This is a genomic window from Marinobacter sp. CH_CUG1437-1 (genome assembly GCF_037029655.1).
In the GTDB taxonomy this organism is placed as follows: domain Bacteria; phylum Pseudomonadota; class Gammaproteobacteria; order Pseudomonadales; family Oleiphilaceae; genus Marinobacter; species Marinobacter salsuginis.
Genome location: NZ_JAYMEW010000002.1, coordinates 697,346 through 714,175, shown reverse-complemented (window position 1 = coordinate 714,175; position 16,830 = coordinate 697,346). Strand labels below are relative to the sequence as shown.

At 59.8% G+C, this 16,830-nt stretch carries 12 protein-coding genes; 6 read left to right on the top strand and 6 right to left on the bottom strand.

Features of this window, described 5'->3' with window-relative positions; all coding sequences use genetic code 11:
- Nucleotides 1-15: 15 nt before the first annotated feature.
- On the top strand, nucleotides 16-1,284 hold the full coding sequence (ccmI, locus tag WA411_RS08615; RefSeq protein ID WP_069183221.1) for a c-type cytochrome biogenesis protein CcmI: 1,269 nt from the start codon (nucleotides 16-18) through the stop codon (nucleotides 1,282-1,284).
- Between the two features lie 3 nt (nucleotides 1,285-1,287).
- Here ccmI and WA411_RS08610 read toward each other — a convergent pair whose 3' ends face one another.
- From WA411_RS08610 to WA411_RS08585, 6 genes are read right to left on the bottom strand one after another with little or no spacing between them, the layout of a single operon-like run.
- Nucleotides 1,288-3,024, bottom strand: a complete 1,737-nt coding sequence (locus WA411_RS08610) for a BatD family protein (RefSeq protein WP_291906815.1) — start codon at nucleotides 3,022-3,024, stop codon at nucleotides 1,288-1,290.
- Nucleotides 3,018-4,826 carry a VWA domain-containing protein gene (locus tag WA411_RS08605; protein WP_291907386.1) on the bottom strand — a complete coding sequence of 603 codons (1,809 nt, stop codon included), beginning with the start codon at nucleotides 4,824-4,826 and terminating at the stop codon, nucleotides 3,018-3,020. The genes WA411_RS08610 and WA411_RS08605 overlap by 7 nt, the downstream gene beginning before the upstream one ends.
- The gene (locus WA411_RS08600) at nucleotides 4,816-5,847 is read right to left on the bottom strand and encodes a vWA domain-containing protein (RefSeq protein ID WP_291906818.1); all 1,032 of its coding nucleotides are present in this window, start codon (nucleotides 5,845-5,847) and stop codon (nucleotides 4,816-4,818) included. Before WA411_RS08600 ends, WA411_RS08605 begins: the two co-directional genes overlap by 11 nt.
- Nucleotides 5,841-6,311, bottom strand: a complete 471-nt coding sequence (locus tag WA411_RS08595) for a DUF4381 domain-containing protein (protein ID WP_291906821.1) — start codon at nucleotides 6,309-6,311, stop codon at nucleotides 5,841-5,843. The genes WA411_RS08600 and WA411_RS08595 overlap by 7 nt, the downstream gene beginning before the upstream one ends.
- A complete protein-coding gene (locus WA411_RS08590) occupies nucleotides 6,308-7,249 on the bottom strand; it encodes a DUF58 domain-containing protein (RefSeq protein ID WP_069183226.1) in 942 nt (313 codons plus the stop codon). The genes WA411_RS08595 and WA411_RS08590 overlap by 4 nt, the downstream gene beginning before the upstream one ends.
- 37 nt (nucleotides 7,250-7,286) lie before the next feature.
- Entirely contained in the window at nucleotides 7,287-8,249 is a 963-nt protein-coding gene (locus tag WA411_RS08585) for an AAA family ATPase (RefSeq protein ID WP_291906825.1), read from the bottom strand.
- A gap of 163 nt (nucleotides 8,250-8,412) precedes the next feature.
- Between WA411_RS08585 and WA411_RS08580 the strand changes: the two genes are divergently transcribed.
- The 5 genes from WA411_RS08580 (at nucleotide 8,413) to WA411_RS08560 (ending at nucleotide 16,827) form a co-directional block, all read left to right on the top strand.
- Entirely contained in the window at nucleotides 8,413-13,299 is a 4,887-nt protein-coding gene (locus WA411_RS08580; RefSeq protein WP_222464839.1) for an NAD-glutamate dehydrogenase, read from the top strand.
- A 65-nt stretch (nucleotides 13,300-13,364) separates the two neighbouring features.
- Entirely contained in the window at nucleotides 13,365-14,048 is a 684-nt protein-coding gene (can, locus tag WA411_RS08575) for a carbonate dehydratase (protein WP_069183229.1), read from the top strand.
- Nucleotides 14,049-14,168: 120 nt separating this feature from the next.
- Nucleotides 14,169-14,342 (top strand): hypothetical protein, encoded by a 174-nt coding sequence (locus WA411_RS08570; RefSeq protein ID WP_167352692.1) that lies wholly within the window; start codon nucleotides 14,169-14,171, stop codon nucleotides 14,340-14,342.
- Between the two features lie 124 nt (nucleotides 14,343-14,466).
- The gene (locus WA411_RS08565; RefSeq protein WP_291906832.1) at nucleotides 14,467-15,513 is read left to right on the top strand and encodes a class I SAM-dependent methyltransferase; all 1,047 of its coding nucleotides are present in this window, start codon (nucleotides 14,467-14,469) and stop codon (nucleotides 15,511-15,513) included.
- A 165-nt stretch (nucleotides 15,514-15,678) separates the two neighbouring features.
- Nucleotides 15,679-16,827 (top strand): class I SAM-dependent methyltransferase, encoded by a 1,149-nt coding sequence (locus WA411_RS08560; protein WP_291906835.1) that lies wholly within the window; start codon nucleotides 15,679-15,681, stop codon nucleotides 16,825-16,827.
- Nucleotides 16,828-16,830 lie beyond the last annotated feature (3 nt).

The window sequence follows — 16,830 nt, the reverse complement described above, 5'->3', positions numbered from 1 at the left end:
TGTGACTGAAACTCCATGACTGACACTTTCTGGATTGCCGCAACGGTACTGATCATTCTTGCCCTTTCGTTTGTGTTGTACCCGGTCTTTTTTCACCGGCTGGGCGCGAGAAAGCAGACGGACCTGAAAAACCAGAATCTGATGGCCTATCGCTCCAGGATGAAGGAGCTCGATAGCGAATACGAGGCCGGTATTCTGGACGACGAGAATTATCGCCAGCTCAAGGAAGAGCTCGCTGGAAGCATGCTGGACGATGTGCCGGAGCAGGAACAGGTCAGGCCGGTGATCAGTGGTCGCAGGAGTGCCATGGCAGTGGCACTGGTGTCGATTCTCCTGATCCCGGCGGCTACCGTATACCTGTATGAGCGTTGGGGCGCGATGGACCGGGTCGAGCAGTTCATCACCATGCAGGAAATGGGTGCTACTGACGGATCGAGACAGGCCCAGATGATTGAACTTTCGGGCCAGCTTCGGGAACGGCTGGAAGCCAGCCCGGATAATCCGGAGGGCTGGGCAATGCTGGGTCGCACCTACATGCGCCTGGAACAATACGACGATGCGGCCTGGGCATTCCGCCAGCTGGCGGACAGCGTGAATGACGATGACAGGGCAGAAGCCGTCGCCTATGGTCTGTCTGCGCAGGCGTTGTTCTTCGGTAGCCAGGGTGCCATGACACAGGAGGTAACCGCAGCTATTGAACAGGCCCGCCAGCTGAATCCGGATGAGGTGAACGCCCTGGGGTTGCTGGGCATCAACGCTTTCAGCCAGCAGAACTACCGTGAAGCCATCGAATACTGGGAGCGAATCGAAACGGTTGCTCCGGATCACCCGCAGATTGGCTCCATTCGCGAGGGGATTCGCGAAGCTTACACGCGTCTCGGGGAGGAGCCTCCGGCATCGGTGGCGGAAGCCGAAGCATCCGGAGCCGGAGTCACCGTTCGTGTGACGCTTGCCGAGGACCTGCGCGATCAGGTGCCCGCTGATACGACGCTATTCCTGTTCGCCCGCGAGGCCAATGTCCGGCAGGGTCCACCACTCGCCGTGGCGCGGCTTACGGCCGAGCAACTGCCGGTGGAAATCCGTCTGGACGACCGCTACGCGATGTCACCCCAGGCTACCATTTCCAGTGTTGATGAGGTTGTCGTGACGGCCCGTCTCAGTCGTTCCGGCAGTGTCAGCGCCCAGGCGGGTGACTGGCAGGGCAGCACCGACCTGCCCATCGCGGTCAATGAAGGTCAGGACGCGCCGGTCGCCGTTGTGATTGATCAGCAGCTTATCGACTGATCCTCAGGACAGGCCTTTGGGGTAGAGCGGAGGCAGATCGGCGCTGGTTTCCGTCCGCCGGTGCCTCCGGACCTGTTCAAGGGCCCGCGCCAGTGGTCGGCCGTCCCAGCTGTCGTTCTCGTGGCCGGGGGCAAAAAGCCGGGCCTGAAGCCTTCTGAGCTCTGCTGCCAGCGTCTCGTCATCGAAATGATTGACAACGTCAGACGCCGAGCGGAAGCCGTGGCCGGGCACGTGGAGATTGGCCCATTCCACGACCAGTTCCGGTGTTACCGCGGCGCCGTCCCTCGCCGCCCTGATCAGACGGTCGAACGCGGCATCTTCGTCCCGGTTGTCAGTTTGTGCTGGCGTGCTTTTCCGGTTTTTTCCTGACCACCACCATGCCACTAGCGTGCCTGCCCAGAGTATTCCCAGCAGCAGGGCGAGCCATTGCCACAGCCGGGTTCGGTCGGATGCAGGGCTAGCCGTAGATTCCGTGCTGCTGACATCCGGTTCCGGGCCTGCATTGCCCTGATCGTTTTGCGGGGATGGAGTCGCGGCAGCGGTAGTCGGGTCTGTCACTGTCAGTGTTTTCTGTGGAATCGTGGCTACCCGCTCCTGATCGGCTTCCGTGTCCCACCAGACAATGCGTATGGCTGGCAGGGTCATCTGGCCGGGCTCCACGGGTACCAGGGCCACAGACTGGGTCAGTGAGGATGTGAGGCCAGCGGGTGTGGTCTCGGTCTGTCGCTCCGGCTCTTCGGGGTAACTTCTTAAACCGTTCGGTACCGCATCGGGTAGCGGTGGTAGTGCCTCCCCGGGAAGGCCCGCTGCCGTCAGCTTGATTTCGCGGGTCATGTTTTCACCGGTGGCCACCTCCAGCGATGGCGGAAGCCCGGATTCCTCAAGCGCTACGCCGGTTGCCGGCAGCCAGGTTTCGCCACTGAATTGTGCAGGCACATCCTTCACCGGAACTTCAAACAGCTCCTCGCTGTCCCGCAGAAAACGAAGGTTGCCGGAAGCGTCCCTGGCCTGGCCCTCGAAACGGATCGCCGGCAGTTTCAGGGTACCCGCACGCTGGGGGAAGATCGCATACCGGCGTTCCACAACACGGTATCGGACTCCGTCGCGATAGCGGGAGAATTCCTGTTGCCTGCCCAGGGATTCGATAATGACATGGGGATGGGTGGGCTCGGAGAGCTCTCCGCGAATCAGGTTACCCCGGAAGAAAAGCCGGACCGTCAGGATCAACTGCTCCTGGACATACACTTCATCTTTGTCGGTAGACAACTCGATAAAGCTGTCCCGGCCGGGACTGGCCTGATCCGGTGGTGAGCCATCCACCACCTCTATGGTAACCGGTGCTGATACTGCCTCTTTAAAGGTGAGCGACGGGATGGTCAGCTCGCCGGTGCTCTTCGGTGCAAGCTGGTAGGTCCAGGTAATCTCGCCCACCATCTGACTGTTCACGGTGCGGATGCTGTATTGCTGGTTCTGGGCCAGGATTTCAAAATCCGGCTCCACTTTCTCGATATCCGGCTTGGGCAGGCTGGACATGTCAAAGTCAAACAGGTTGCCCAGGTTGATATCGATCTCCATGCTACCCTTCACAGTCAATGTCAGCACCTCGCCTTCGTAGAGGCGAGTACGGTCGGGTTCGACCGTCAGCTGCTGTGACTGTGCCTGGGCCGGCAGCCAGATTGCCGTCAGAAGCATGGCTAAAAGAAATTGACAGACGGCGGGTGTAATCAGCCGTTTTACCATGGTGTATCGCCCTCATCGGATGGAGTCTGGCGTTGTTGATACTGCTGCAGGAATTTGCGCTGCAGCAAGCCGCCCGGGTTATCAGGTACCCGTCTGAGCCATTGTTCCTGGCTCTGGGTCAGCGGCGTTTCGGAAATAGGGGCGGGCGCCTGTGCCTGGCCTGCGGGAGATTCCCCCTCGCCGGATGCCTGCTCGGGATTGCCTTGCTCACCTGGCTCTTGCTGATTCTGCTCATCGCCCTGATTGTTTGCTGAATCCTCGTTGCCGGACGCGGTCTGGCTGTTCCGGGGATCCTGCTGATTGTTTCCCGAACCGCTGGAAGATTCGCTTTCACCGTTGCCTTCCTGGTTCTGGCGGCTCTGTTGCTGATTGCCCTGGTTTTCCTCGTTGCTGGAGGAGTCAGACGAGCCCTGCTGGCCGCCTTCCTGATCCTGCTGCTGTTGATTCAGCAGCTCTTCGACAATCTTGCGATTGTGTCGGGCATCCTCCATGTCGGGTGCTTGCTCCAGGGCGGCATCGTAGGCGGCCAAAGCCTCCTGTAGTTTGCCGGCACGGGCCAGTGCGTTGCCACGATTGTAACTGGCACGTGGGCCCTGCGACCGGGCGAATGCCTGGGCGGCGCCCTCGAATTGCCCGGAACGATACAGTGCAGACCCACGCCATTCCGGGTCTTCCATCTGCCGGGCAGCCGCCTCAGGACTTTTCTCGATCAGTTCGGGAGCTCTCTGGTCCTCCCGTTGCCAGAGCTCATCCCAGCTTATGGCAGCAGCGGGCTGTGGCCAGACCGGCAGGAGGATCAGTGCGAGGGCACTGAATGCTCCGCGGCGCCAGCCAAGCAGAACCAGGGGAAGGGCTAGCCAGAGCAGCCAGTAGCCGTCGTCCTGCCAGCGACTGACCGTCAGGCCCTCCTCTGATTCCTGCCAGTCGTCACTATCCTTCGGGCTCAGGTTCAGGGAGTGAATATCGGTATCGTCCAGGGTCAGCTCGTGGCTTCGGCCGCCGGTGCTGTCCGCGAGTTGCGATAGTGCTTGCGGAGTGGCCCGACTGATCACGATGTCGTCGTTTTCACGGATAAATCCCCGCCGGGCCAGGGGAATGGGGCCACCTTCCTCGGTGCCGACAACGAGAGTGTTGAGGGCGTAACCGGTCCCGGAAAGCGTGTCCCGGATCGTCCCGGTATAGCGATCGTTGATGTTGTCAGTGATCAGCAGGATCCGGCCCTCGCCCGGGGCCCCCTGCTGCAACAACTCTTTTGCCCGGGCAACCGCCAGGTCGGCCCGGTTGCCTGTGGCCGGCATGATGACCGGGTCCAGCACATTGAGCATGCCCTCAATCGTGCGGCCATCATCGGTGAGCGGTGTGACCACGTGGGCGTCGCCGGAAAAGACAAGCAGACCGGTCAGGCTGCCTTCCCGCAGCGCAAGGATATCCCGGATTTTCCGTTTGGCCCGCGTCAGGCGATCAGGTTCAACGTCTGTGGCCAGCATGGACAGGGAAAGGTCCAGAGCAATCACAAGGCTGTCGCCCGGCTGTTTCAGCGGGGTGGGTGCCTCCCGCCAGGCGGGGCCGGCCAGAGCCAGGGACAGGATGACAAGGGCAGCGGTGGCCGGGGCCAGAGGCGACTTTGCCGTTTTCCCCGAGCTGCCGTTGTGACGAATCAGCGGCGACAGCAAGCGGGCCGGAATAAGCCGGGACCAGCCGCTGTCGCCCAGGCGCATTTGCCGGAACGCCAGGTACAGGATCGGCAGCAGCAGAAGCAGCAAGAGCCAGAACGGCCGCAGAAAGTGAAAGTCAGCCCACATTCGCTTCATCCTCCTTCCTGTTGCGCCGGGAGTCAGCAAACAACTCATGCCCGTGGCGAACAAGGAACAGGGCCAGCCACAGCAGGACCGCCAGGCCGGCGGGCCAGACATAAAGCTCGGTCACAGGCCGATAGAACTTTCCCTCCAGCTCGATCGGTTCCAGTTGGTCGATGCTCTCATAAATCAGTTCCAGCTCCGGAAGGCTTCGCGCGCGGAAATACTCTCCGCCGGTTTGCTGGGCCATCCGGGTCAGCAGGTTTTCATCCAGGTCCCTGGACGGGTTCACCCTCCGTGAGCCCAGCAAGCCCCGCTGAACCATGGATTCGGCCCCAATGCCGATGGTGTAAAGCCGAATACTGGCAGCGGCGGCGATTTCGGTGGCCTTGTCCGGAGTGATTTCCCCGGCCGTGTTGGCGCCATCGGTCAGCAGGACTACAACGCGCTGGTCCTGGGGCCTGTCTCTCAGTCGCTTGGTCGCCAGACCCACCGCGTCGCCAATGGCAGTGGCGCGCCCGGCCATGCCAAGACCCGCCTCCCGCATCAGGGTCCTGACGGTTTCAAGATCGAAGGTCAGTGGGGCCTGAACATAGGGCTCAGTGCCGAACAGGATCAGACCGAGCCGGTCGCCCTGGCGGCGGGAAATGAAGTCATCAAGCACCCGCTTGACCGCCTGCAGGCGATTGATGCTCCGGCCCTGAAGGACCATATCCTGCTCGTCCATGCTGGGGGAGATGTCGACAACCAGCATCAGATCCCGGCCGGAAACCGGCATTTGCACCTGCTCGCCCACGTGTTGGGGGCGTGCCAGGGCAATCACCAGAAGCGTCCACATTAGGAATAGTAACAGCTGCTGCCACAGTGGAACGGCATTGCCGCGACGACTGACACCGGGCAAGTCCGACAGCCAGTGACCGACCGGCAGCACCGGCGCATCCACCGACTGCCCCCCAGGCTTCCGCCATTTGACGATCAGCGGTAACAGTACGAGAAGCAGTAGCCAGGGCCAGGCAAGCGTCAGCATTTCTGACCTCCCAGCCACAACCGGGCGAACGCCAGTACCTCCGCGGGTTCCGCCGAAACCGTCGGCCGCCAGGCACTCTGCACCAGTGCCTCTGCAACCGGCCTGGAGGCAACCCGGTCCCTTGGGGCGGTAGACAGAAGGAAGTTCACCCAGGCATCACCAGTCAGCGCTTCCGGATGCTGGTCAGGGTAGCGCTCCCGGGCGGCTTGTTTGAGCAGGGTATTCAATTGCGCAAACCACGCGGGGTCGGAGCTGGCTGAACCTTCCAGTCTCGCCAGCTGGGCGCGGGCGGATCGCAGCCACCGGTTTCGTTTCCGTCGCTTCAGGATTAGCCAGATCAGCGCTGCAAGTGCCGCAATGACCAGGACGGCCAGCATCCACCAGCCAGGAGCGGGTGGCCAGAAACCACCAGTCTCGGGCAGGTGTATGTCCCGGAGCTGGCTGAGCGGATCCTGCGGGTTCATCCGATGCGCCCTCCCGGCCCAAGCAGTAGTTTCAGGGTCGCCGCCGGATCTTCCGCCGTGGACACCTCTGCCATGGTGACCCCGGAGGTTCGGAAACAGTCTTCCAACCGGTGTTCGTGGTTGGTGACTTTCTCATGCCAGGCGCGCTGGAACCGGGGGTTTCCGGCGTCGAACCACACGGGACCGTCCGGGCCAGCAACCGCGAAGCGTCCACTTTTTGGCAGCTCCTTTTCGAGTGGGTCGACGATTCTCAGGGCGCTGACTGAATTGTGGCGGGCCAGGGCCCCGAGCAGCGTGCCTGTTTCTGCAGAAATATCCAGAAAATCACTGATCACGAAAATCCGGCTGCCGGTGTGGGCGACCCGGCGGGCCTCGGTAAGTGCCATGTCCAGCCTGCACTGGGCGGGTTGCTCGTCCTGTGCCGGCGCTTGGTTGTCCCGTCGTTGCTGTTCGTCCAGCGTGTCCAGCAACCGCAGCACCGATTTTTTACGACGGGCAGGGCGAAGAACACTCAGGGTCTCATCATTGAATACGATGCCTCCCACCTGGTCTCCCGACCACAGCGCAAGCCAGGCCAGAATGGCAGCGATCTGGGCACAGCGGACCTGTTTAAAGGCGCCGGTGCTGGCAAAAAAAAGGCTGGGGCCGAGATCGCACAGGAGCAGCACGGGTCTTTCCCGCTCCTCCTCATAGAGCTTTGTGTGTGGCTCCTGGCGGCGGGCGGTGACCCGCCAGTCGATGCTGCGGATGTCATCTCCGGGCTGGTACAGCCGGACTTCCGCAAACGCCATGCCGCGGCCGCGCTGGGGCGAGCGTTGCAAACCGGCCTGGCGGGAGCGCACTGGACGGGCGGAGGGCAGCTTCAATGCCCGGGCGTCCGCCTGCAAGCGGATCAGATCCGGTAGGCTGATGTGGGTAATGGCTTCGCTGTTGCCCATGCCTGACGGCTCCCGTGTATTGCTTCCGTCGATGGCTTCAGGCGCTCACCGGAACACGTTCGATCAGCCGCTCGATGACGGTATCGGCGGTCATGCCTTCGGCCTCTGCCTCAAACGTCAGCAGGATGCGGTGTCGGAGCACGTCGAAGGCCATGGCACGTACATCATCCGCGGTGACGTAGTCGCGGCCGTCAAGCCAGGCCAGTGCCCGGGCACAACGATCCAGGGCAATGGTGCCACGGGGGCTGGCGCCGAAGGCGGTCCAGCGGGCCAGTTCCGGGTCCAGGGCGGCCGGATCACGGGTGGCCAGCACCAGCGCCAGCAGGTATTGCTCAACAGGCTCTGCCATGTAGATGTTGGCGACGTCCGCCCGGGCTTCGAACACCTGATCTGCCGTCAGGCGCAGATCTGTCTTGGGCAGGCCATGCCGATAATCGTTCCTTGCCAGTTGCAGAATGGCCTTTTCAGCCTCCGCCGACGGGTAATGGATGACCACATGCATCAGGAACCGGTCCAGTTGGGCTTCGGGCAGCGGGTAGGTGCCTTCCTGTTCGATGGGGTTCTGGGTGGCCATGACCAGAAACAGCCGGTCCAGCGGAAAGGTGCGCATTCCCACGCTGATCTGTCGCTCGCCCATGGCTTCCAGAAGGGCGGACTGGACCTTGGCGGGTGCCCGGTTAATTTCATCGGCAAGCACGAGGTTATGGAATATGGGGCCGCGCTGGAATTCGAACTGCCCCGTCTCCGGGCGGTAAATCTCGCTGCCAGTGACGTCGGAAGGCAGCAGGTCCGGGGTAAACTGGATTCTGTGAAAATCACCGTCCAGGTGGTCGGCAAGGGCTTTGATGGCGGTGGTTTTTGCCAGACCCGGTGCGCCTTCGACCAGCAGGTGGCCGTCGGCAAGCAGCGCGATCAGCAGACGATCCACCAGTTTTTCCTGTCCGATTATCCGTTTGGCTAACTGTTCCCGTAACTCACCGAACGTATGCTGTAGCGACATTGGAAATGACTGCTCTCTGTATCTGAAGATTTTCCGGAGAAACCCGTATCGTGCGTAGGTAGTTGCCGAAGTTTTGGCGTCTGGCCGGCAAAAATCAAGGGTTTGACTATGCTTATGTGACGATACGCCGATTACGTTTATTTCACACTAACTGAGGTCGACCATGAATGCGCTGACAGTGGCCAGCAAGGATCAATTCTTTGAACAGTTGGCTGACGCTTTCGCAAAGAAGATTTCTAAAACCGAAGCCAAGAAAATCAGCGAATTTGCCAAGCAGCATTATGCGCATATCCCACTTGAAGAACTGGTCAGTCGACGATTTGGCGACACCTATGGGGCAGTTCTTGCCGCGTGGCAGTTTCTCCAGAAGCGGTCTGCCGAGGAAACGCCGGTTGCCGTATTCAACCCCGATCTGGAGAGTGACGGCTGGCAGTCGACGCACACCGTTGTTTTTATTCTGCACCCGAACATCCCGTTTCTGATCGATTCCCTTCGTATCGCCATAAACCAGCGGGAGATTGGTACCCACTCCATCCAGCACTCGATTTTGCAAGTGGAAAGACAGAGCGATGGGAAGCTGAAGAAACTGCACACCACCAAGAAGAAGGCCTCCGGCTCGGACTACGAAGCGTTTATTGTCCTTGAGATCGACAGACACAGTGATCCCGAAGATCTCCGAGACCTGGAGGACACGCTACAGAATGTCCTCCATGAGGTTCGGATTGCCGTCAGCGACTTCCCGGTCGTTACCGAAAAGGTAAACGAGATCCTGGGCGAGCTGGACAGCACCACGGCGGGCATCAATGACGAACAGAAAGAGGAAGCCCGGGCATTTCTCGAATGGCTGGCCCGGGATCATTTTACCTTCCTTGGTTATGACGAGTACGACTTCGCCAAGGACAAAAGCGGAATGGTGGTTCGCCGGGTCGAGAACTCGGAACTGGGTATTCTCCGCGTCAATAACGAGCGCCCGGACCGGGTCCGCCTGAATGAACTGCCCCAGCGCACCCGCCATGAAATGACCCGAAGCGACGATATTTTTATCTTCGCCAAGTCGGCCCAGCGTTCGCGGGTCCACCGGCCTGCGTACCCGGACTACATTGCCGTCAAGAAATTCAACAACAAGGGCGAGGTGGTCGGTGAACGCCGTTTTCTCGGCCTTTACACCGCCCGGGTCTACAACGAGCGGCCCGACGAGATTCCCTTGCTGCGTCGCAAGTTCCAGAGTGTCATGAAGCGGTCCGGGTTCCTTCGTGACGATTACGCCGGCAAGGAGCTCGAACAGATTCTCACGGTGTATCCCCGCGACGAGCTGTTCCAGATTGAACCGGAAGAACTACTCAAGGTGGCGAAAAGCATTCTGTACATCCAGGAGCGCCGCCGGATCGAGCTGTTCATGCGGGAGGATGTGTACGGCCAGTTTGTTACCTGCCTGGCGTTCTTTCCGCGGGACATCTACAACACCGAGTTGCGACTCAAGGTAGAGCAGGTGCTGGTAGACCGGCTGGAAGCCGAGGACGTGGAGTTCGTAACGCACTTTTCCGAGTCGGTACTGGCGCGGGTCCAGTTCACCATCCGGGTCCCCCAGGTTGAAAACCGCCAATTGCCCACAGCCGAGATTCGCGAGAAGGTTATTGAGCTTGCGCAGTCCTGGCGCGACGGACTTTCCGAAGCCCTGAGCGAGGCTTATGGCGAAGAGCAGGGTAATGAGCTGTACCGGCTGTGGGCGGGTGGATTCCCGGCCAGTTACACCGACATGTTCTCGCCCAGGCGGGCGGCCATCGATCTGGACCACATTGCGGCATCGGCCAACAATCACGATCTGGCCATGAGCTTCTACCGGGCCCTGGAGGAGGATGAAAGCACGCTGCATTTCAAACTCTTCTATCCCGACGAGCCGCTGCCCCTGTCGGATGTGATGCCGATATTCGATAACCTGGGCTTCCGGGTGATTGGTGAACACCCCTTCGAGGTGACCGACAGGCACAACAAAACCGTCTGGATCCACGATTTCACGCTCCAGGCCCACACCGGCAGTGTTGTCGATATCCACCGCATCCGGCCAATATTTGAGGAGCTGTTCCGTCGGGTCTGGCACGGCGAAGCGGAGAACGACGCCTTCAACAGGATGTTGCTCTCCTCTTACATGAGCTGGCGGGAAATTGCGCTGCTGAGGACCTATGCCCGCTACATGCGTCAGATTCGGTTCTCCAACAGTCAGACGTTTATTTCCAACACGCTGGTCAACCATGTTGAGTTGACCCGCCTGTTGCTGGAGTTTTTCGAAATCCGCTTCAATCCGGAGCGCTACCAGAGTCCCGGCAAGAGCCAGGCGGCCCAGCAGAAACTGGAAATCGAATTCAATGCCGGTCTCGAGAACGTTGAGAATCTCAGTGAGGACCGGGTGCTTCGGCTCTACCTGGAGCTGATGCAGGCCACCCTGCGCACCAACTACTACCAGTTGGACGAGGCAGGTGGCCCCAAACCCTACATCAGTGTGAAGTTCGATCCGTCCCGCATTCCGGACATGCCTCTGCCCATGCCGATGTTCGAGATCTTCGTGTATTCGCCGCGTGTTGAGGGTGTGCACCTGCGGGGTGGCAAGGTCGCCCGGGGCGGCCTGCGCTGGTCAGACCGGTTCGAGGACTACCGCACCGAGATTCTGGGCCTGGTCAAAGCCCAGCAGGTCAAGAATGCGGTCATCGTGCCGGTTGGTGCCAAGGGAGGTTTCGTGGCCAAGCGCCTGCCGGACCCGTCAGACCGGGAAGCGTTCCAGGCTGAGGGCATCGAGGCCTACAAAACGTTCATTCGAGGGTTGCTCGATATTACCGATAACCTGGTGGATTCGGGAATCGTGGCCCCTGAACGGGTTATTCGCCACGACGAAGATGACCATTATCTGGTTGTGGCCGCTGACAAAGGCACCGCCACCTTCTCGGATATTGCCAACGGACTGGCCGCGGAATACGGCTTCTGGATGGGCGATGCCTTCGCCTCCGGTGGCAGCAATGGTTACGATCACAAGAAAATGGGCATTACCGCCCGGGGCGCGTGGGTATCGGTGGAGCGCCACTTCCGGGAGATGGGCATCAACCCTGCGCTCGATGAATTTACCGCCATCGGCATTGGTGATATGGGCGGCGACGTGTTCGGCAACGGCATGCTGTGCTCGGAGAAGACCAAGCTGGTTGCGGCCTTCAACCACGTGCATATTTTCATTGACCCCTCGCCGGATCCGGAGAAAAGTTTCAAGGAGCGCAAGCGCCTGTTCGGGCTTCCACGATCCGCCTGGACCGATTACGACAGCAAGCTGATATCGAAGGGCGGCGGGGTATTCAGCCGGAATTCGAAATCGATCCCCGTCAGTCCGGAAATGAAGAAACTGCTGGGTATCAAATCGGATCGGGTGCCACCAAACATGCTGATCTCGCACATCCTCAAAGCCCAGGTCGACCTGCTCTGGGTGGGTGGTATCGGCACATATGTGAAAGGCGCCAGCGAGTCTCACGGTGACGTGGGTGACAAGGCCAACGACGGGCTGCGGATCAATGGTTCGGAGTTGCGCTGCAAGGTGGTCGGCGAGGGTGGCAACCTGGGCCTGACACAGCTTGGCCGGATTGAATTTGCCCTGCGGGGCGGGCGTCTGAACACCGACTTCATCGATAATTCCGGTGGCGTCGATTGTTCTGACCATGAGGTCAACATGAAGATCCTGCTCAACCGGGCCGTGGCCATGGGCGATCTCACCAACAAGCAGCGCAACGTCATGCTTGAGGAGATGACCGACGATGTCGCAGAGCTGGTGCTGAAGAACAACTACCGGCAGACCCAGGCGATCAGTATTGCCAGTGAGGATGCCGCGACGCGGCTGGAGGAATATCGCCGGCTGATGAACACCTTCGAGGGCGAGGGCAAACTGAACCGCACCCTGGAATTCCTGCCGGATGATGAAACCCTGTCCGAGCGCAAGCTCGACAAGAAGGGGCTGACCCGGCCGGAACTGTCGGTTCTGATTTCCTATGTGAAAGGCGATCTGAAGCAGACCCTGATCGACAGCACTCTGCCTGACGATCCGCTGCTGGCTGGCGAGATGTACAAGGTGTTCCCGAGGGATCTGACCCAGAAATTCTCGAAGGAGCTGGGAGAGCATCAACTGCGCCGTGAAATCATCGCGACCCAGATTGCCAACGACATGGTCAACCACATGGGGATTACCTTTGTGGAGCGTCTGAATCAGTCTACCGGCGCCGATGCGGCTTCCATTGCCCTGGCCTGGATCATTGCCCGGGATGTGTTCCGCATCGATAACTGGTGGGACAGGATTGAGGCCCTGGATTTTCATGTGCCGGCCCAGCTGCAGATGGAACTGATGCAGGATCTGATGCGTCTGATGCGTCGTTCGGTGCGGTGGCTGCTGCGCAACCGTCGAGCGGAGCTCAGCATCCAGCACCATATGGAGCGTTTTGCCGACAGCGTCTGGGCGATTACTGCGGGGCTGCCTGAGTACCTGGGTGATCAGGCCAGGACCAACTGGGAGAAACGGCATCAGGCTCTAGTAGATGCCGGTCTGCCTTCGGAGCTGGCATCCGTGGTCTCGGGTACAGGACACCTGTATTCGTCCCTGGGCATTATTGAGGCCCACGAAGCCTCTGGCATGCCGCTGAAAACCGTTGCCAACCTCTACTATGAGCTGGGTGATCGTCTGGACCTGAACTGGTTTGCCAACGCCATTGCTGCGCTCAAACCGGCTTCCCACTGGCAGGCACTGGCCAGGGAGAGTTTCCGTGAGGACCTCGACTGGCAGCAGCGCGCGCTGACCACCGGGGTTCTGAAGCTCGCGGAAAAGCCGGAGGACGTCCCTGCCTCTGTTGAGAACTGGCTCTCGCGTCATCAGCAGATGATTGAGCGCTGGAAGTCCATGCTGTCCGAACTCAAGGGTGTGCGAGAGCCGGAATACGCCATGTTCTCGGTGGCATTGCGAGAATTGCTGGATCTGGCCCAGAGCACAATGCATCAGCCGCACGCTGAGGCAGAGGTTGAGACCAACTGAGTATTGCGTTGAAACCCGCATTCCCGTTCAATCGCTGATCGGGAACCATCAAATGGAGTGGGATAATGGGTCAGCTTGACCATCTTCTTGAAAAAAACCGGGCCTGGGCGGATGGCATCAAGGCCCAGGATCCCCAGTTTTTTCACCGCCTGTCGAACCAGCAGGCACCGGAATACCTGTGGATAGGCTGTGCGGACAGTCGCGTGCCGGCCAACCAGATCGTCGATCTTCTGCCGGGGGAGCTGTTTGTACACCGAAATGTGGCCAACGTGGTTGTCCATACGGATTTTAACTGTCTGTCGGTGCTGCAATTCGCTATCGAAGTGTTGAAGGTGAAGCACATCCTGGTGGTTGGGCACTACGGTTGTGGCGGTGTAAGAGCGGCCTTGCTCAATGAAGGGTTCGGGCTGATCAGCAACTGGCTTCGTCATGTTCAGGATGTCCGTGACCGTCATCAGCAGGTCCTGGATAATCTGCCTAACGTGCAGGACCGGGTGGATCGGCTTTGCGAGCTCAACGTCGTTGAGCAGGTAGGGCATGTGTGCCAGAACAACATTGTTCAGGAAGCCTGGAGGCGGGGCCAGCCACTAACGGTCCATGGTTTTGTTTATGACGTTGCCGACGGGATTCTCCGGGATATGGGACTATCGGTCGCCAGCGAGGAGGATCGTGAGCGGGTCCGGCAGAACAGTATCGACGAATTGGTGCAAAGGCCGGTAAGGTCGGGGCGTCAGAAAGTCGTCCAATAAAGAATGTAAAATTGCGTCAAAAATTCGTGATGAGCGTCACTTCCTGACCCTCGGCGTCATCACAGTTGGTCACCTCCCGCTTTGCTAAAGTGGATCCTGCAGTAAGCGAGGAGGTAGACCATGAAAGAACTGATGCAAAAAGCCCTGACAGTACTGAGCCAGCGTAAAGACATCTCGGCCGGCGCGGAGCAACAGGGGCGGGGGCGGAAACCTTCTGATGCCAGCCAGTCCGAAGACTGGGGTATGTCCCCTGAAGATGCCTTGCGGGTTGGCACCGTTGCCCGCTACAAGTGACCGAGTTTGCCGTGGTAGTTACCCTCTGAAAGCCCTCCAGCCTCTGCCTTGCAGGGGAGACGCGAGGGCTCATTCCGGTTAGAGTATCCCGCTTGCGAACCAACCACGCGGGACCAGCTAATCAATGTCATTGCCCAATTCCCATGAAGCCTTATTGCGAAACCGCCAACTGTTGCAGGGGCGGGTTGCCCTGTTGGGCATGGCCGCCACCGGGCTGCTGGCCGACCTGCCTGCCGGTGGCATGGCCATGAGCGAGCATGCCGGGGTCTGTGCCTCGCTCGCCGGGCAAGCGGGCTGGCAGATCTGTTTCGGCTACGATGATCCGGCACTGGCAGCCGGCGCTTTCGACACCCTGGTTGTATTCCTGCCCAAGGCCCGGGCCGAACTTGATCTACGTCTTGCCCTGGCGCGCTGGCTGGCGGCGGCGGGCGCGCGGCTGGTGCTTGTTGGTGAAAAAAAAGAAGGGATTGCCGGCGCCGTCAAACAGCTCAAGGCTGTGGCACCTGGGGCTACTAAGGTCGATAGCGCAAGACACTGCCAGGTCTGGTGTGCTGATCAGATCGAACCACTGCCTGAATTCTCGCTTGAGCAATGGATGAGCTGGACCGGCATTGACTGCAAAGCGGTGCATCTGGAAGTCGCGGGACTGCCGGGCATTTTCAGCCTCGGCGAGCTGGACGAGGGTACTCGCATGCTGCTGGAGACGCTGGACGAAAATCCATTGCGGTCTGGCCCTGTGCTGGATTTTGCCTGTGGCGCCGGAGTCCTTGGCGCCTGGTTGCACCGCTGGCACGAGCAGCAGAACCAACCTCGGGTCACAGTCGACGGGATCGACGTTCAGTCCCAGGCAGTCATCTGTGCCCGGGCTACCTATGAGCGCAATGGCGTTTCCGGACGCATCCTGGCCTCGGATGGTCTCTCCGCAGTTGAGGGCACCTGGCCCGTTATTCTGAGTAATCCCCCCTTTCATACCGGTGTCAGAACGGACATGTCGATGACCGAGCGCTTTCTCCGGGAAGTTGGGCGACATCTGGCGCCGGGTGGTGAGGTGCGTCTGGTCGCGAACAGCTTTCTGCCCTATGAGCCATTGATGAAGCGCTGCATCGGCCCGGTTGAGCGCCTGAGAGAAGACCGCAGGTTTTCGGTTTATCGCGCTTTTCGGCGTTCCTGAACGAAAAAAGCCCCTGGGGTGAGGGGCAAAAGGTTTGCGTCCAGAACAACGGAGCCAACCGGAAAAGGGATGTTCAGCGTGAACACCTCCAACGTTAGGATTAATTTCTAGAATAAACAGCCTAGAATGGCGCTTTTGTGACAAAAAGCCTCCAGGATGCCTGAAATGACAACTGCAGAACTCGTTTTTTCCGAAGGCAGGCTGATTCTGGCCCGCCCGGGGACCGATGATCCGACGCTGAGAGCGTGGGATGCTGCTGACGAGCTTTTGCTGGAACAGGCTCTTGACGTTGCGGCGGGTATAGAAGAGCCCCGGGTCCTGGTGGTGGACGATCAGTTCGGGGCCCTTGCGTTGGGGCTTTCGCGACTGTCGCCCATCGTTGTTGCCGATAGTGCTGTGCTGCCCGCCGCACTGGTAAGCAATGCTGCATTGAATCCCGCGTTTTCTTCAGCAGAGCAGGTTTATAGCTGGATCGATCCGCCTGCGGGCCCATTCGATCTGGTGGTGTTGCGGATACCGCGCCAGGCTGACTATCTGGCCTGGTTGCTGCGCTGGCTCAATGGCGTGATAACTGATTCCAGTGTCTTGCTGGCAGGCGGGATGATCAAGCATTTGCCGTCCAAAAGTGTCGAGGTATTTGGCGAAGCGGTGCAGACGGAACAGGTGCTTCCCGCACGAAAAAAGGCTCGGGTCATTCGGTGTCGGAAAGGTACTGAGAGTCTGGCGGGCTGGCCGGGATGCTGGAAGGGGTATGCACTATCCGGCAGGAACGGGGAGCTGGCAGTCCAGGCATTGCCAGCGGTGTTCGCCAGGGAAAAGTTGGATATCGGTAGCCGCTTGCTCCTTCCCCACGTGGCGAGAGAGGTATCCCCCTTGCAGGCTGGGAGCTCTGTGATGGATTTGGCCTGTGGCAACGGCGTGCTGGGCTTGACGGCGCTCGCGGAGAGAGGGGATGTGCAGTTGGGTTTCAGTGACGTTTCAAGCCACGCTGTGCTCAGTGCCCGACATAATGTCGAAAAGGCTTTCCCGGAGGCCAGCGCGTTCTTTTCCCACTGCGATGGCATTGATATCGGTGCGGGCGCTTTCGAGCTGATCCTTCTGAATCCACCGTTCCACGAGGGCGGCGTGGTCGGTGATCATATTGCCCTGCGGTTGTTTGAGCAGGCCTCGAAGCACCTGAAGCCAGGAGGGCACTTGCTCATGGTTGGTAATCGCCACCTGGGTTATCACCGAAGCCTGCGGCGGTATTTTTCGCAGGTAGAACAGCTGGATGCCAGCCCCAAATTCGTGGTGTTCCGGGCCGGCAACCGCTGAAAT

Bases quoted from the DNA above. Each gene is read 5' to 3' on its own strand.
- WA411_RS08605 (WP_291907386.1), bottom strand. From the start codon at position 4,826: ATGTGGGCTGACTTTCACTTTCTGCGGCCGTTCTGGCTCTTGCTGCTT.
- WA411_RS08560 (WP_291906835.1), top strand. From the start codon at position 15,679: ATGACAACTGCAGAACTCGTTTTTTCCGAAGGCAGGCTGATTCTGGCC.
- WA411_RS08570 (WP_167352692.1), top strand. From the start codon at position 14,169: ATGAAAGAACTGATGCAAAAAGCCCTGACAGTACTGAGCCAGCGTAAA.
- can (WP_069183229.1), top strand. From the start codon at position 13,365: ATGGGTCAGCTTGACCATCTTCTTGAAAAAAACCGGGCCTGGGCGGAT.
- WA411_RS08610 (WP_291906815.1), bottom strand. From the start codon at position 3,024: ATGGTAAAACGGCTGATTACACCCGCCGTCTGTCAATTTCTTTTAGCC.
- WA411_RS08585 (WP_291906825.1), bottom strand. From the start codon at position 8,249: ATGTCGCTACAGCATACGTTCGGTGAGTTACGGGAACAGTTAGCCAAA.
- ccmI (WP_069183221.1), top strand. From the start codon at position 16: ATGACTGACACTTTCTGGATTGCCGCAACGGTACTGATCATTCTTGCC.
- WA411_RS08595 (WP_291906821.1), bottom strand. From the start codon at position 6,311: ATGAACCCGCAGGATCCGCTCAGCCAGCTCCGGGACATACACCTGCCC.
- WA411_RS08580 (WP_222464839.1), top strand. From the start codon at position 8,413: ATGAATGCGCTGACAGTGGCCAGCAAGGATCAATTCTTTGAACAGTTG.
- WA411_RS08590 (WP_069183226.1), bottom strand. From the start codon at position 7,249: ATGGGCAACAGCGAAGCCATTACCCACATCAGCCTACCGGATCTGATC.
- WA411_RS08600 (WP_291906818.1), bottom strand. From the start codon at position 5,847: ATGCTGACGCTTGCCTGGCCCTGGCTACTGCTTCTCGTACTGTTACCG.
- WA411_RS08565 (WP_291906832.1), top strand. From the start codon at position 14,467: ATGTCATTGCCCAATTCCCATGAAGCCTTATTGCGAAACCGCCAACTG.